Consider the following 15,109-nt stretch of genomic DNA (forward strand, 5'->3'; position numbering starts at 1 on the left):
ACAAATGTACACCCTCGAATTCTGGCAACAACGCGCCTCGGACCTGTACCTGCCATCCAAAGCGCTGATCAGTGGCAAACCCGTCAACGCACGGGATGGCGCTACCTTCGCAGCCATCAACCCCGCCACCAACAACGTAATGGCACAGGTTGCCGCCTGCGGCCATGCCGAGGTCGACCTGGCCGTCGCCAGCGCCCGTCGAGCCTTCGAGCAAGGCCCCTGGCCGCGCATGGCGCCGGGCGAGCGCAAGAAAGTGCTGCTGCGCCTGGCCGAGCTGATCATGGCCCATCGTGAAGAACTGGCGTTGCTGGACTCGCTGAACATGGGCAAGCCGGTGATGGACGCCTACAACATAGACGTGCCGGGCTCGGCACATGTGTTCGGCTGGTACGGTGAAGCGCTGGACAAGCTGTACGACCAGGTGGCGCCCACGGCGCCCACGGCGCTGGCCACCATCACCCGCGAAGCACTGGGTGTGGTCGCGGCTGTGGTGCCGTGGAATTTTCCCCTCGACATGGCCGCCTGGAAGCTGGCCCCGGCGCTGGCTGCCGGTAACAGTGTGGTACTCAAGCCCGCCGAGCAATCACCGTTTTCGGCCCTGCGCCTGGCCCAACTGGCGCTGGAAGCAGGGTTGCCGGAAGGCGTACTGAACGTGGTGCCGGGCCTGGGCGAGCAGGCCGGGCAGGCGCTGGGCCTGCACCCGGATGTGGACTGCCTGGTCTTCACCGGCTCCACCCAGGTGGGCAAGTACTTCATGCAGTACTCGGCGCAGTCCAACCTCAAGCAGGTGTGGCTGGAGTGCGGCGGCAAGAGCCCAAACCTGGTGTTCGACAACTGCCAGGACCTGGACCTGGCTGCGGAAAAGGCCGCCTTCGGCATTTTCTTCAACCAGGGCGAGGTGTGTTCGGCCAACTCGCGGCTGTACGTGCAGCGTGCCATCCACGATGAGTTCATCGAGCGCCTGCAGGCCAAGGCTCGCCAGTGGCTGCCCGGTAACCCGCTGGATCCGGCGAGCCGCGCCGGGGCCATTGTCGATGCCGAGCAGACCGGCCGTATCGAGGCTGCCATCGTGCGCGCCGGGCAAGAGGGCGCACGGTTGGTGTGTGGCGGTCGGCGCCTGACCATCGAAGGGTCGGACAACTACATCGAGCCCACCATTTTTGCCGGTGTCGAGGGCCGCATGGGCCTGGCGCGGGAGGAGGTGTTCGGCCCGGTACTGGCGGTCAGCGCCTTCGACACGGAAGAAGAAGCCGTGCGCCTGGCCAACGACAGCATCTATGGCCTGGCAGCCTCGGTGTGGAGCGACGACTTCAACCAGGTGCACCGGGTAGCGCGGGCGTTGAAAGCCGGTACCGTATCGGTGAACACGGTCGATGCGCTGGATGTGACGGTGCCGTTCGGTGGGGGCAAGCAGTCGGGGTTTGGCCGCGATCTGTCACTGCATTCGTTCGACAAGTATTCGCAACTCAAGACCACCTGGTACCAGTTGCGCGGCTGATGTATTGATCATTGACCGCGTCGTCTGCTTCGCGGGCATGCCCGCTCCCACAGGTTCAGCACAAGTCTGAGGGTTGTGCTGGACCTGCGGGAGCGGGCGCGCCCGCGAAGAGGCCGTATCTGGCGCCGCAGCGGGACCCGGTTAGAAGTCCACGCTAGCCGAAAGCTGATAGGTCCGCGGCGCCCCCAACCCCAGGGTCTGGGTCAGTGGCACACCCCAGTAGTCCTTGTCCCCCAGGTTGGCGATGTTCGCTCGCAAGGTGACCGGCTTGTTGGCGACCTGGGTCACAAAGCGGGCGCCAACGTCGAAGATCGTGTAACCCGGAATCGACAGGCTGTTCTCGGCATTGATGTATTGCTTGGACTGTGAGGTCACGTTGCCGGTCAGGGTCAGCCCATCCAGGCCGGGGATGTCCCACTCCATGCCCAGCTTGCCCTGCACCTTGGGGTAGGCCGTGGCGGTCTTGCCATCGTTGGCACCGCCTGCGGTCTTGGTCAGCTTGGGGTCGACATAAGCCACGCCCCCCATCAGGCGCACGTCGGGCAGAGGGGCACCGAAGAAGCTCCATTCCACGCCCCGATTACGCTGCTCGCCACCGAACGAAAAGATGTTGGTGACCGGGTCGGTGTAGCTGCCCGGGCGCTTGATTTCATACAGCGCCAAGGTGTGGCTGAAGGTGCCCAGGTCGAGCTTGAGGCCGATTTCCTTCTGTTTTGATTTGTACGGCGCGAACACGTCGCCATAGTTGGCAGCGGTGATCGGTGCGGCCGCGCCTTTGCTCAGGCCTTCGATGTAGTTGGCGTACAGCGACAGCTCATCGGTCAGCTTGAACAGGATGGCCCCGGCGGGGGTGGTGGCGTGGGTGTCATAGCCTGGTTTGTTGCGGGCACCGGTATTGGTGTTGTAAGTGTCGGTGACCACTTCCTGGCGACGTACGCCGAGGGTCAGTTGCACCCTGTCATCCAGCACCGACAGGGTGTCGGCGATGCCATAACTTTTCAGGTCGTTTTCCGTGTGGGCAATCAGTGGCCAGGCCTCCGATACCTTCGGGCCCCAGACAGGGTTGTAGATATTGGTCGTCCAGTTCGAGCCGGCGGCGCGGCGGCCGAAGTCCTTTTGCGTGTCGCTGTACTGGGTGGCGTTGACCGACCATTGGTGGTTGATGCCGAAGGTGTCGAAATGGCCACGCAGCCCCACCTCGGCAGAAGTCTTGTGGATCTCCATCTGCAACTGGCCCATCGCGGTGGTGAAATCACCGGCGCTGTTGTTCACCGTGGCTGTGAGTGCGCCGCTGTAGCGATAGTCCGTCTTGCTGGTGCCGACCGCGCCATAGGCCAGCAACTGGTCGTTCAGCTCGTACTCACCGCGCAGGATGACGCCCTTGTCCTTGGTTTCCACATAAGCCCAGTCGGGGTTGAGCAGTGTGTCGTTTTTTGGCGGTTTGGGGACTGGCACCCCAGCGGCCAGGCCCATGCCGCGGTTCTGGCCGCTGATGTGGTCGTCGGTATCGAACAGGTCGAGCGACAGCTTGCCACGTTCGCCACGCCAGTCCAGGGCCAGAGAAGACAGCACATTGCGCTGGCGTTGATCGTCGATGGCAGTGTCGCCGTCGCGGTACATGCCGTTGAAGCGCACGCCAAACTGGTTGCCCTCACCGAAGCGCCGGCCAACGTCGACATGGCCGCCAAGCTGGGCATCGGAAGCGTAGGTGGCGGTCAGCCGGGTCAGCGGCGTGTCGCCAGCGCGCTTGGGAATCAGGTTGACAACACCGCCCACCGAACCGCCGGGCGGCATGCCGTTAAGCAGCGCCGACGGGCCTTTGTGTACTTCGATGCGTTCGTACATTTCGGGTGAGGCGCGGTAGTAGGGGGCCATGCCGAACAGGCCATCGATAGTCATGTCACTGACGCTGGTCTGGAAGCCGCGGATCGAGTAGTTCTCGCTGTAGGTGCCGGTCAGGCCGTTGCTGAACACTGACGGGTCGGTGGCGGCGATAACGTCGGTGATGTCCCGGGCCTGCAGATCCTGAATGTAGGTGTCGGTGTAACTGACGGTGCTGAACGGCGTTTCCATGAAGTCTTTGTTGCCCAGCAGGCCCACCCGCCCGCCGGTGGCCACCTGGCCGCCGGCATACACCGGTGGCAGTGGATCGGCAGCGCTGGCTTGGGCGTCGATCAGGGTGGCGGGCAATTCCGGAGCGGCGGGTTTTTCTTCAGCGGCCTCGTGGGGGTTGGCTGCGTCGGCGTGTGCGGCGATTGGCGCCAGTGTGCAGCTACCAAGGGCCAGGCCAATGAATACGGCATGTGCCAGCGGGGTGCGCGGCAGCGCAGGCAATGCCAAGGTAGGGGACGAGAGTGTGTGCAAGGTACGGATGGACACGCGATGGCTCCAGAGGGACAAATGGCGGGTTGTGTTTTTGCATTTAAAAAGCGAAGACGTAAGGCAAATGAGAATCACGCGCTCACGCAGTGACAGGCATTTGCAAAAAGGCAGTGCCTAGTCCTGATAGCCCCTGATCACGTCATCCGCGATCAAAGCCAGTGAGGTCGGGCTGGCGGCCGTGACGTACCAGGCCTGCGGGTCGACGAACACCACGCGGCCGTGCTTCCAGGCGTTGGTCTGGCGCAGCAGGGGGTTGTCCAAGGTGTCTGCCGTCATCATTGGGCGGTGCTCCATGACGGCGGTGCGATCCACCACATAGAGGATGTCAGGGTTGGCCTGCTGGATGAACTCACTGGAAATCGGCTGGCCATGTAGGCCGGTATCCAGGGTAGTGGTGGCCGGCTTGACGCCCAGGTCATTGAAGATGAAGCCGTAGCGCGACTGCACGCCGAAGGCGCTGAAGGCGCCGTTGTTGTGCAGCACCACCAGGGCCCGCTCCGGGCGGTCGCGGGTGACGCTGCGCGCCTGGGCCAGCTTGGCCTCCAGTGCGTCAGCCTTGCGCTGGGCCAAGCCTTGCTTGCCGAACACCTGCCCAAGGCTGAGCAGGTGCTGCCTGACCATGGCGACATGCCCGGTTTCGCTGTCGCGATAGTCCACATCGAAGTGCAGGGTCGGCGCCATTTCGCTCAGTTCGTCATAGTGGTTGGCCTGCAGCGAGGTGATCAGGATCAGGTCAGGCCGCGCCGCATGCACCCGCTCCAGGTTGGGCTGCACGATCGAGCCGACATCTGCTGTTTGCCCGGCATCCTTATAGCGTGCAAGAAAGTCCGGCACGAAGTCCTTGGGCATGCCCGCCACGGGTACGCCCAACTGGTCGAGGAAGTCCACTTCGTTCATGTCCAGAGCCACCGTGCGCTGTGGCAGTTGACTGATCACTGTGGTGCCCAGTTTGTGCTGTACGGTTAACGGCGTGTAGTCGCCATGGCGCGTGGTGTTCGCCGGTGCCGCTGTGGCTGCCGTGGGCTCGTTGCAGCCGTGCAGGGCGAGGGTGGCGGCTAGCAGTAGCGCCAATGGCCAGCCGTTGGCGGGGTGGTTGCGGTTCATTGCTGTTCTCCGGGTGGGTTGAAGTAGTTGCACAGGCGGCCGCGCGCGCTGTGGGTGATGTCGAAATCCAGCCCGTACAGCGCGTGCAGCTGTCGCTCGGTCACAACCTGCTCGACGCTGCCGCTGCAATGCACACGGCCACCCTGCATGGCGACGATGCAGTCGGAGTAGGCGGCTGCAAAGTTGATGTCGTGCACCACCAAAATCACCGTGCGGCCGAACTCGTCGCACAGCCGACGCAGGGCGCGCATGATCTGCACGGCGTGGCGCATGTCGAGGTTGTTCAACGGCTCGTCCAGCAGCAGATAGTCGGTCTGTTGGGCGATGGTCATGGCCAGAAAGGCCATTTGCCGCTGGCCGCCGCTGAGTTCATCGAGGTAGGCCTGGCGCAGCGGCTCCAGGGACAGAAAGGCAATGGCCTGGTCGATGGCCCGACGGTCTGCAGCGGTGAGCGCACCACGGCTGTAGGGGAAGCGGCCGAACGCGACCAGTTCGTCGACGGTCAGGCGCAGGTTGAAGTCGACCGACTGGCGCAGGGTGGCCACGCGCCGGGCATAGTCGCCGATGGCGATGCTGTCGATGCTTTGCCCGTCCAGGCGTATGTCACCGCTGGCAGGCGCCAGCAGCCGGGCCAGCATCATCAGCAGGGTGGTCTTGCCGGCGCCATTGGGGCCGATCAGCGAGGTCAGCTGCCCGCGCGGGAAGCTGGCGCTTACCCCGCTCAACACCTCTTTGCTGCCATAGGTTTTGTGCAGGTCGTGGACTGTAATCATGCGGCTCCCCGGTTGCGCACCATCAGGGCGAGGAAGTAGGTGCCACACACCAGGTTCACGAGGATGCCGACGGTGGTCCTGTAGTTGAAGACATGCTCGACCAGCAACTGGGCGGCAATGAACACGGCAATGGCCACGGCGCTGCCGAGGGCCAGGGTGACCCGGTGGCGGAAGGTGCCGGCCATCGCATAGGTGATGTTGGCGACGAACACGCCCATGAATGCCGTGGGCCCCAACAGGCTGGTCGACACCGCGACCAACGCTGCGATCAGCGCCAGCAGCAGGCGCACGTTGCGCCGGTAGTCCACGCCCAGTGAAATGGCCTGGTCGCGCCCGAGTGCCAGCACGTCCAGCACCGGTACGGCCCGGGCCAGCAGCACACACACGCCCGCCACCAGCACGGCCGAATACAGCAGCAACTGTGGCGATGCCCGGTTGAACGAAGCCTGGGTGTAGCCCAGCAGCATCGAGAACTCGCCGGGGCTGACTTTCAGCTGGACGAACTGGGTGAACGTGGCCATGACCATGGTCAGCACCAGGCCGACCAGCAGCAGGAAGTACACGTTGTTTTTGCCGTCACGAAACAGCCAGCGGTGCAGGGCCCAGGAGTAGCCGAGCATCAGTAGCATCGAGAGCAGGAAATTGCCGTCACTGCCGAGCACGATCAGCCCCTGCACGCCCATGCCCAGCACCAGCAGCGCCTGCAGCAGCAGGTACACGGCTTCGTAGCCCATGATCGCCGGGGTGAGGATGCGATTGCCGGAAAGGGTCTGGAAGGCGATGGCGGAGCAGGCCACGCACACGCCACCGATCACCATGGCCGCCAGGCGCACAAGGCGCTTGGGGATGAGGTAGGCGAAATCCGCCCCGGCGTTGACGAACACGAACAGCGTGGCCAGAGCGACCACGGCCAGCCACAAGCAGTGTCGGCCTTTCATCGCTGCCTCCAGATGATCAGCCCGAGGAAGATCAGCCCGCCCAGGCCGCCTGCAGTCAGGCCGATGGGCACTTCGAACGGGTAGATCAGCAACCGCCCGAGCAGGTCGCAGACCAGCAGCAAGGCCGCACCGCCCAGCGCCACCAGTGGCAGGGTGCGGCGCAGGTTGTCGCCATGGCGCAGGGCGACCAGGTTGGGCACCACCAGGCCGACGAAGGGGATGGCGCCGACGATGATCACGCTGGCCGACACCGTCACTGCTACCAGCAGCAGGCCCACCGTCACGTTGGCGGTGTAGTTCAGGCCCAGGCTGGTGGCCATGCCTTCGCCCATGCCCAGCACGGTGAAGCGCTGTGCGTACAGGTAGGTGAGCAACACGATCGGTACAATCAGGTAGAGAATTTCGTAGCGGCCCTGCACCACCTTGGAAAAATCACCCAGTAACCAGCCCTGCATGCTTTGCAGCAGGTTGAAGCGGTAGGCGTAGAACTCGGCCAGCGCACTCAGCACGCCGCCGTACATCAGGCCGATGACCGGCACCAGCACCGCGTTGCGGGCGCGTATGCGGCGGATGAGGGCGACAAACAGCAGGCTGGAGGCAAAGCACACGGCCAGTGCGAACAGCATGCGCGGCAGTGCCCCGGCCGCGGGCGCCAGGCCCAGCGACAGCAGGATGCCCAGGCGCGCGGCATCGAGCCCGCCGGTGGTGCCGGGTTCAACGAAACGGTTGCGCACGATCTGCTGCAGGATCACACCGCATACCGCCAGCCCGACACCCACCAGTATCAATGCGGCCAGCCGTGGCAGGCGGCTTGCGGTCAGGGTCAACCAGGCGTCGCCTTGCAGGGTAAGCAGCTGAGACCAGGCCAGCTCACGAACGCCGACAGCCAGTGAGGCCGCGCACAACACCAGGAACAGGATGAGGCATGCAACACGCATCAGTCGTGTTCCACCCTCGGTGCCCCGATGCGCCAGCCGTTGGCGGCGTGGCGCTGTTCGAGCATGCGTGCATAGTGCCCGCCATTGGCGCGCAGTGTGGCCGGTGTGCCTTGCTCGACAACCTGCCCGGCGTCCAGCACCACGATATGGTCGGCCATGGCCACGGTGCTGAGCTGGTGTGCGATGACCACCAAGGTGCAACGCCCATGCAGGCTGTGTAGCGTCTGGGCAATCACGGCCTGGTTCTCGGCATCAAGGGCGGCGGTGGCTTCGTCCACCAGCAGTACTGGTGCTTGCCTGATCAGCGCACGGGCAATGGTCACACGCTGGCGTTCGCCACCGGAAAGCTGCGCACCACCTTCGCCCACGGACGTATCGAGGCCCCCGCGCAGCCGTTCGAGGGTGTGTCCCAAGCCGGCCATGTGCGCCGCTTGCAGTACCTCGGCGTCGCTGGCATCGGGTTTGCCGATACGGATGTTGTCGGCGATGCTGCCCTGGAACAGCCAGGTGTCCTGCAGTACTTGGCTGACTGTGTCGGTCAGGCTGGCGCGGGCCATTTGCCGCACGTCGACGCCGCCAATGCGCACACTGCCTTCGGTGGTATCGAAGAACCGTGCAATCAGGCGCATCAGTGATGTCTTGCCTGAGCCCGAGGCGCCGATGACGGCGGTCATGCTGCCTGCCGGGATGTGCAGGTTCACGTTTTGCAGCACGTCGGGCCCGGTGGGATTGTAGCGCAAGCTCACCCCTTGCAGGTTGATTGCGCCGTCCACCGGCCGGTGGGGCGAGGCGGGTTCTGGCAACGGCTTGGCTGCCAGGATCCGTTCGATTTCCTGCAGCTGGCCATGGGCCCCGCGCAGGAAATCGACATGGCTGGCCACGTCCTGCAGCGGGTCGATGAAGCGGCACACCAGCACCAGTGCCACGATCACCGCAACTGCGTCCTGCGCTTGGCCACCCGCCTGATCGCCGAACCACAGGCCGGCGGCCACCAACAGCGCGGCAAATGTTGCCTGCACGGCCCAACTGTTGAGCAGTACTGACAGCGAAGCACGAATGATCAGGCCCATGCCGCTGCTGCGCTGGCGCTCCAGGCTTTGCGCCAGCAACCGTGTGCCCCCACCCTCCCCATTGAAGGCCCGCAGCACCGACTGTGCCTGGGCGAACTCCACCATACGCTGGCTGGCGGCGGCGAAGTGCTGGTGAAAGGCGTGATCGGCCCGGCGCCCCAGGCGTGCGCTGAACAGCAGCACTGCAGCCAGCGCCGGCAGCGCTAGCAGGGCGACAAGCCCCAGCGGCGGGTGCAGGATGAACAGCGCTACCAACAGCACCAGCGGCGTGACGCTGCCACTGATCAAGGGCGTGAGCACATGGGCCGGCAGTTGGGCCACGGCCATCGTGCCCTGGGTGATCACATGCCCGAGCCGCGCGGTGTTGTCAGGGGTGAACCAACCCAGTGGCAGCTGTGCTACCTGGGCGCCAATGTGCTGGCGGCCGCCTTGCAGCACCGCTACCGCCAAGCTTATGCCGGCCTTTTCCACTTGGCGTCGCCAGGCCCAGCACAGCGTCATGCCGACGGCCAGCACGGCCAACCAGGCACTGGCAGCGTGTATTTCGCTGTTCAGCAGGTGCAGCATGAGCGGCGCCAGGGTACTGATGGTCAGGCCACTGAATACCCCGTACAGTACGGTCATCAGCAGGTAACGGCGCCAGGCCGGGGCGCATTCGCCCAGCAGTCGAACGAAGGTTTTCAGCATGCTGGCGGCGCCTTTTTCACGGTGTCCTGATAACCACCCTGCGCCCACAGCCGTGCATAAAGGCCTTGGCGGGTGAGCAATTCGCTGTGACGCCCTTGTTCACACAGGGCGCCTTGGTCCAGCACCAGGATCTGGTCGGCATGCATCACCGTGTCCAGCCGGTGGGCGATGACCAGTAGGGTGCGACCCCGGGCGAAACGCGACAGGGCATCCTGGATCGCCGCCTCGCTCTCGGCGTCGGCGGCTGCGGTGGCCTCGTCCAGTACCAGCACGGGCGGGTCTAGCAGCAGGGCGCGAGCAATGCTCAGGCGCTGCTGTTCGCCCCCGGACAATTGCGCGTCTTCGCCCACCACCGAGTCATAGCCACGCGGCAGTTGCAGGATGCGTGTGTGAATGTTGGCCAGGCGCGCAGCCGCTTCGACTTGTTCGCGGGTTGCAGCCGGTTTGCCCAGGGCGATGTTGTCGGCCACGCTTGCATGGATCAGCCGCACCTCCTGCAGCACGAAACCTATGCGTCGGTACAGTTCGCGGCTCTCGATCTGCCGCAGGTCGACGCCACCCAGGGTGATGCGCCCGGCGTCTGGGTCGAAAAACCGTAGCAGCAGGCGCGCCAGGGTCGACTTGCCGGCGCCAGAGGGGCCGACGATGGCGGTCGTGGTGCCGGGGGCCAAGGTGAAGCTGACGTCATCGAGCACGTTGTTGCCGGGGGCGTAGGCATGGCTCAGTTGCTCCACGCGCAGTTCGCTGCCGTTGGGCAGGCTGCCAACCGCAGGGGCCGGCAGCACCGGGGTGTCCAGCAGGACCTGCACCCGCTGGGCCGCCCCCACCGCGTTGTTGAGGTCGTGGGTGATGTAGTGCAACAACTGTAGCGGCGCGCACAACCCAGGTGTGACCAAGGCAAAGGGCAGTATCTGTAGCGGCTCTATCCAGCCCAGGGCCACGAACGCCATGCCTGCCAGCAGCACCACACCCACTACCGTCACCGGCGCGATCAAGGCATTGGCCCGTGCCATCGCCGCAACCAGTGGGCGGGTGAAACCGATGAAGGTGTTGGCAAAGGCATCGACCGCTGCACGGTAGCGGTCCTGCGCGTTGCCGCGCCCGCCGAATGCTTTGACCAGCGGCATGCCATTGACGAACTCGACCACCGCGTTGTCGATGCGCGCCATGCCCGCAACCACATCACCCATATGCGCTGCGCTGGCCTTGATGGCACGGTGCAGAAACAGGAAGAACGCCGGGAAGGGCAGCAGCACGACCACGGCAAGGCGCCAGTCCATGGCGAACAGGTAGGCCACGGAAATCAGCACGGCGCCCACGGCGCGGCCCAGTGTGGTGAAAAAGTGCGCGGTCAGGCTGTGCAGTGTGCCGATGTCGTCCTGCATGGCCCGTTTCACTTCGCTTGATGCCCGCTCGCTGAACCAGCCGAGCGGCACTTGCATCAGGCGCTGGCCGATCGCCACGCGCAGGTGATGGGTGATGTGGTTGTCGGCTTGGTGCGCCAGCATTTCGGCTGCGGTGATCAGGGTCATGCCAGTGAACAGGCTGGCGATGCTGGCTGCGATGGCCCGGCCAATGGCGCCCGATGTGGCGGTTTCGCTCAACGCCAGGTGTGCGATGTGCGCAATGCCTGCCAGCGGTACCAAAGCCAGCATCGAACCCGCCGCAGCCAGCACCGCAGACAGCGCCAGCCGCCCGCGAATGGGGGAAAGCACACGGCTGAGCGGGCTGCGGGCTTTGTTTGTTGAAGGGGCGGCATCGTCAAGGGGCGTTGATGAATCGGACATGAAGCGGGCCTGGAAAGCTGCAAATTAATTAGTTGCATGACTATAAACTAATTTGCGAAAACCCGACAAGGCAGCTACAAGACTGTCTTCACAAAGCCTGGAGGAACTGATGCAACCACCACAACGCACCCCCGGACGCGGTCGCCCTCGCACCATCACCCGTGAACGGATTGCCGACGTGAGCATCGCCATCGGCTTGCCCAACCTCACGTTCGTTGGCGTGGCCGCTGCGTTGGGCGTAAGCCACATGGCGCTGTACAAGCATGTGCCGAACATCGAAGCACTCAAGTGCCTGGTGGCCGAGGAGATCTTTCAGCGCTGGCAGATCCCTAGGGCAGACGGGAATTGTGTAGAAGGGTTGCAGTCCTACCTGACGCGCTTTGCCACGTCGGTACAGGCATTCGTCAAGGCCCACCCGGGTCTGACGCCCTATGTGATCCGCAGGCTGGCAGCGACAGAAGCGATGATCGACAAGATCAATGACCACCAGGCGCACATCGCCCAGGCCTACGGCCTGAGCCTGGAACAGGCGCGCTGGTTGTTGTCGACGGTGGCGTTCCATGGCTTTGCCGTGGCCGATACGGTGTACACGGTGTCGGGGCGCGAGCCGCTGCTGGAGGCCGACCGGGCTGGCGAAGAATCGGAGATGGAAGTGGAGTTGCTTGAGGGCATGCAGGCGCTGATTATCGGGGCGTTGGTCATGCTGGAACAGCGGGTTTGAGCCTCATGTAACGGCTGTGCGCCTTTTACTGCCCAGGTTAACTTTTTTGCCATCCCGGCAGAAAGCCCACGTACGCTCTACACTGCTGCCAAGATGGACCAGGGCAGCTTGCCACCATTTGGCCCGTCACGCTGCCTGCGAATGGCCCTGGCCTGCATGATCGCTCTGGCTGCTCCTTCAAACTGCCACACATGGAGTACCTGGAATGGGCTGCGTGTCGAATGGCCGTGTTGCCGGTAAAGCCGGGCGTGGCATCTCGCTGCAATGGCTGGTAGCGCTGGCCGTCGTGCTGGGCATGCTGCTGCTCGGCGCCGCCCTGGCCTGGCAGGGTTACCGCGGTATTCGCCAAACCCTCGTGGCCGCCGCTGGCGATGCCGCCCAGCAGGTTGCCAAGACGATCGACGAGCGCGCCAGGCGCCTGATCGAGCCGGCGCAAAGCAGCATTCGCCTGCTGGCCCACAACACGACGGTGCACACCCAGGCACAGCGCCTGGATCGGCTGCCACAGCTGGTGGAAATGCTGGACGCCAACCGCATGCTCAGCGCCGCCTATCTGGGTTACCCCAGCGGCGAGTTCCTGTTGGTGCGTCGCCTGCGTGACCCACAGCTGATGCAGCGTTTCGCCGCTCCACCGGGCACGGCTTTTCTGGTGCAGAGCGTCAGCCATGGCGACGGCGCCAAGGTGCAGGGCGAGTGGCGCTTTTATGATCGGGCGCTGAACTTGTTGCAGGCCCAGGCCAAACCTGACTATCGCTACGATCCACGCCTGCGCCCCTGGTTCGCTGAAGCCACGGTACAACCCTCTACTGTGCTGACGCGCCCCTATGTGTTCTTCACCACCCGCGAGGTCGGCTTGACCATGGCCCAACGTAGCGTCGACGGTGGCGCCGTGATCGGCCTGGACGTCTCGGTCAACGACCTGGCCAGCGAGACTCGGGACCTGCGCATGACCCCGGGTACCGAGATCGTGGTGGTCGATGACCAGGGCAACGTTGTGGCCTATCCGGACCCGCAGCGGGCAATCGTGCACGAAGGGCAAGGCGTGCGCCTGTCGCGTGTCGCCGAGCTGGGCGCTCCCAGCCTGGCACGGCTATACGCTGACCTGCCGAAGGGCAACCAGCCTCAGCCTTATCAGGTGGCCGGCCAGACCTGGTATGGCATTCGTGTGCAGCTGACTACCCTGGCCGGGCACGACTTGTACGTGCTGATTGCCGTACCAGGCCACGAGTTGCTGGTGGGGGCACGCAAAGTCTTGTTCGAGCAGTTGCTCTGGACCGTGGCACTGATGGCCGTGTTGCTGGTGCTCGGCGGTGTGCTTGGCCGGCGCATTGGCCGCCCGCTGCGGCTGTTGCGCGAGCAGGTTCAAGGTTTGGCCAGTTTTGATTTCAGCCGTGAAGTGGGTGTGCACTCGCGGGTTTCCGAGGTGCGCGAGTTGAGCCGCGTGCTGAGCCGCATGTCCGGCACTATTCGCCACTTTCAGGCGATTACCCTTGCGCTCAGCCGCGAGCGAGACCTGGAGCGCATGCTCGATGGCGTGCTGAGCCATCTGGTAGAGGCTGCCGGGGGCGACGCCGGCGTGGTTTACCTGTACGACGCTGAACAAGCCTTGCTGCGTCTGGCCGCCTCGTGCCGCGGTGAACACTACCCAAGCGAGCTGGCAGTGGATGAGGGCGCCCGGCAGCATTTGGCTGTAACAGTGAACCAGGCCCTCGGCCTGCACGGGCGCAGCCTGGCCGTGGTGCTGAATGACCGTAGCCGGGCACTGTTGGGCATCCTGGTCCTGCAAATGGACGAAGAGCAGGCGCAGGAGCGGGTGGGCGAGGCATTTCGGCGCTTTGTCGAGGAGTTGTCCGGCGTGGTTGCAGTGGCCATCGAAACCCGCCAGTTGGTCGAAGCCCAGCAACGCCTGCTGGACGCCATGATCAAGCTGCTGGCAGACGCCATCGATGCCAAGAGCCCCTATACCGGTGGCCACTGCGAGCGGGTGCCTCAGCTGGCGCAGATGCTGTTGGATCAAGCAGTGGCAGCCGACAGCGGTCCGTTCGCCAGCTTCAGCATGACCGAGGCAGAGCGGTACGAGTTCCGTGTGGCAGCGTGGCTGCACGATTGTGGCAAGGTCACCAGCCCCGAGTACGTGGTGGACAAGGCGACCAAGCTGGAGACCCTGTACAACCGCATCCACGAAGTACGCATGCGTTTCGAAGTGCTGTGGCGCGATACGGAGCTGGCCTACTGGCAAGGCCTGGCCAGCGGCGCCGACCAGCAGGTGCTGAAAGCCGCACTGCAGCGAAGCCAGGCCGAGCTGCAGGACGACTTCGCTTTCGTCGCCCAGGCCAACATCGGCGGCGAGTTCATGCAGGACGCCGATATCCAGCGTTTGCAGGTGATCGGCAAGCGCCGCTGGCTGCGCCATTTCGATAACCGCCTGGGCATCTCCCGTGATGAGGCGGAACGCTTTGTCGGCGTGCCGCAGCCTGCACTACCGACAGAGGAGCCATTGCTGGCTGATCGCCCCGAGCACTGCGTGCCCTGGGGCACCCGCACACCGCCCGTGGTCAAGGACGACCCGCGTAATATCTGGGGGTTCGACATGCATCTGCCAGGCCACGCCAGCAACTACGGCGAGCTGTACAACCTGTCGGTCCGCCGTGGCACGCTGACTGACGAAGAACGCTTCAAGATCAACGAACACATCGTGCAGACCATCATCATGCTCAGTGCACTGCCGCTCCCGCGCCACCTCAAGCGGGTACCCGACATCGCCGGCAACCACCACGAAAAGATGAACGGCAGCGGCTATCCGCGTCGTCTGGGCGGGCAGGACCTGAGCATCGCCGAGCGGGTGATGGCGATTGCCGACATCTTTGAAGCACTAACGGCTGCAGACCGGCCATACAAACCCCCGAAGACGCTGTCCGAATCGGTGAAGATCCTGGTGGCCATGGCCCGCGAGGGGCACGTCGACGGGCAACTGCTACAGCTGTTCCTCAGCAGCGGGGTATATCGCCAATATGCCGAGCGCTTCCTGCGCACCGAGCAGATCGACGATGTGGATGTGGCCTACTGGCTGGCGCAACTTCAGGAGCGCAGCGCCGCGAGGCCTGTGAGCTGAGGGGCGACAGCGCTGAAAAATCAGACCGCGTGGCGCTCGATTCAAGCGCCACGGCCTTTCCCGGTGCCCCCTGCAGACCGCCGCTCCCCCGGGTATCGT

Annotated in this window: 10 protein-coding genes; 3 read left to right on the plus strand and 7 right to left on the minus strand. The window is 64.3% G+C overall.

All coding sequences use genetic code 11. The features are described from left to right. Nucleotides 1–4: 4 nt before the first annotated feature. On the plus strand, nucleotides 5–1,498 hold the full coding sequence (locus FQ668_RS13075) for an aldehyde dehydrogenase (RefSeq protein WP_076403193.1): 1,494 nt from the start codon (nucleotides 5–7) through the stop codon (nucleotides 1,496–1,498). 141 nt (nucleotides 1,499–1,639) lie between these two features. Here FQ668_RS13075 and FQ668_RS13080 read toward each other — a convergent pair whose 3' ends face one another. The 7 genes from FQ668_RS13080 to FQ668_RS13110 form a co-directional block, all read right to left on the minus strand. Beyond that, complete coding sequence (locus FQ668_RS13080; RefSeq protein ID WP_144180279.1) at nucleotides 1,640–3,877, minus strand: TonB-dependent siderophore receptor; 2,238 nt, start codon at nucleotides 3,875–3,877, stop codon at nucleotides 1,640–1,642. Between the two features lie 117 nt (nucleotides 3,878–3,994). Beyond that, entirely contained in the window at nucleotides 3,995–4,984 is a 990-nt protein-coding gene (locus tag FQ668_RS13085; RefSeq protein ID WP_014591457.1) for a siderophore ABC transporter substrate-binding protein, read from the minus strand. Continuing rightward, complete coding sequence (locus tag FQ668_RS13090; RefSeq protein ID WP_014591456.1) at nucleotides 4,981–5,757, minus strand: ABC transporter ATP-binding protein; 777 nt, start codon at nucleotides 5,755–5,757, stop codon at nucleotides 4,981–4,983. Before FQ668_RS13090 ends, FQ668_RS13085 begins: the two co-directional genes overlap by 4 nt. Next, the gene (locus FQ668_RS13095; RefSeq protein ID WP_019438991.1) at nucleotides 5,754–6,695 is read right to left on the minus strand and encodes an iron chelate uptake ABC transporter family permease subunit; all 942 of its coding nucleotides are present in this window, start codon (nucleotides 6,693–6,695) and stop codon (nucleotides 5,754–5,756) included. The genes FQ668_RS13090 and FQ668_RS13095 overlap by 4 nt, the downstream gene beginning before the upstream one ends. Next, nucleotides 6,692–7,633, minus strand: a complete 942-nt coding sequence (locus FQ668_RS13100; RefSeq protein WP_019438992.1) for an ABC transporter permease — start codon at nucleotides 7,631–7,633, stop codon at nucleotides 6,692–6,694. Before FQ668_RS13100 ends, FQ668_RS13095 begins: the two co-directional genes overlap by 4 nt. Continuing rightward, nucleotides 7,633–9,390, minus strand: coding sequence for an ABC transporter ATP-binding protein (locus tag FQ668_RS13105; protein ID WP_144180282.1), 1,758 nt, complete (start codon nucleotides 9,388–9,390; stop codon nucleotides 7,633–7,635). The genes FQ668_RS13100 and FQ668_RS13105 overlap by 1 nt, the downstream gene beginning before the upstream one ends. Then, nucleotides 9,384–11,177, minus strand: coding sequence for an ABC transporter ATP-binding protein (locus tag FQ668_RS13110; RefSeq protein WP_076403188.1), 1,794 nt, complete (start codon nucleotides 11,175–11,177; stop codon nucleotides 9,384–9,386). Before FQ668_RS13110 ends, FQ668_RS13105 begins: the two co-directional genes overlap by 7 nt. A gap of 109 nt (nucleotides 11,178–11,286) precedes the next feature. Between FQ668_RS13110 and FQ668_RS13115 the strand changes: the two genes are divergently transcribed. Then, nucleotides 11,287–11,898, plus strand: coding sequence for a TetR/AcrR family transcriptional regulator (locus FQ668_RS13115; RefSeq protein WP_014591451.1), 612 nt, complete (start codon nucleotides 11,287–11,289; stop codon nucleotides 11,896–11,898). A gap of 205 nt (nucleotides 11,899–12,103) precedes the next feature. Beyond that, entirely contained in the window at nucleotides 12,104–15,010 is a 2,907-nt protein-coding gene (locus FQ668_RS13120) for an HD domain-containing phosphohydrolase (RefSeq protein ID WP_019438995.1), read from the plus strand. Nucleotides 15,011–15,109: the final 99 nt, after the last annotated feature.

This window comes from Pseudomonas sp. Kh14 (assembly GCF_900291005.1).
In the GTDB taxonomy this organism is placed as follows: domain Bacteria; phylum Pseudomonadota; class Gammaproteobacteria; order Pseudomonadales; family Pseudomonadaceae; genus Aquipseudomonas; species Aquipseudomonas alloputida.

Coding starts and splice junctions, on each gene's coding strand:
- FQ668_RS13100 (WP_019438992.1), bottom strand. CDS start 7,633: ATGCGTGTTGCATGCCTCATCCTGTTCCTGGTGTTGTGCGCGGCCTCA.
- FQ668_RS13115 (WP_014591451.1), top strand. CDS start 11,287: ATGCAACCACCACAACGCACCCCCGGACGCGGTCGCCCTCGCACCATC.
- FQ668_RS13075 (WP_076403193.1), top strand. CDS start 5: ATGTACACCCTCGAATTCTGGCAACAACGCGCCTCGGACCTGTACCTG.
- FQ668_RS13110 (WP_076403188.1), bottom strand. CDS start 11,177: ATGTCCGATTCATCAACGCCCCTTGACGATGCCGCCCCTTCAACAAAC.
- FQ668_RS13120 (WP_019438995.1), top strand. CDS start 12,104: ATGGGCTGCGTGTCGAATGGCCGTGTTGCCGGTAAAGCCGGGCGTGGC.
- FQ668_RS13095 (WP_019438991.1), bottom strand. CDS start 6,695: ATGAAAGGCCGACACTGCTTGTGGCTGGCCGTGGTCGCTCTGGCCACG.
- FQ668_RS13090 (WP_014591456.1), bottom strand. CDS start 5,757: ATGATTACAGTCCACGACCTGCACAAAACCTATGGCAGCAAAGAGGTG.
- FQ668_RS13085 (WP_014591457.1), bottom strand. CDS start 4,984: ATGAACCGCAACCACCCCGCCAACGGCTGGCCATTGGCGCTACTGCTA.
- FQ668_RS13105 (WP_144180282.1), bottom strand. CDS start 9,390: ATGCTGAAAACCTTCGTTCGACTGCTGGGCGAATGCGCCCCGGCCTGG.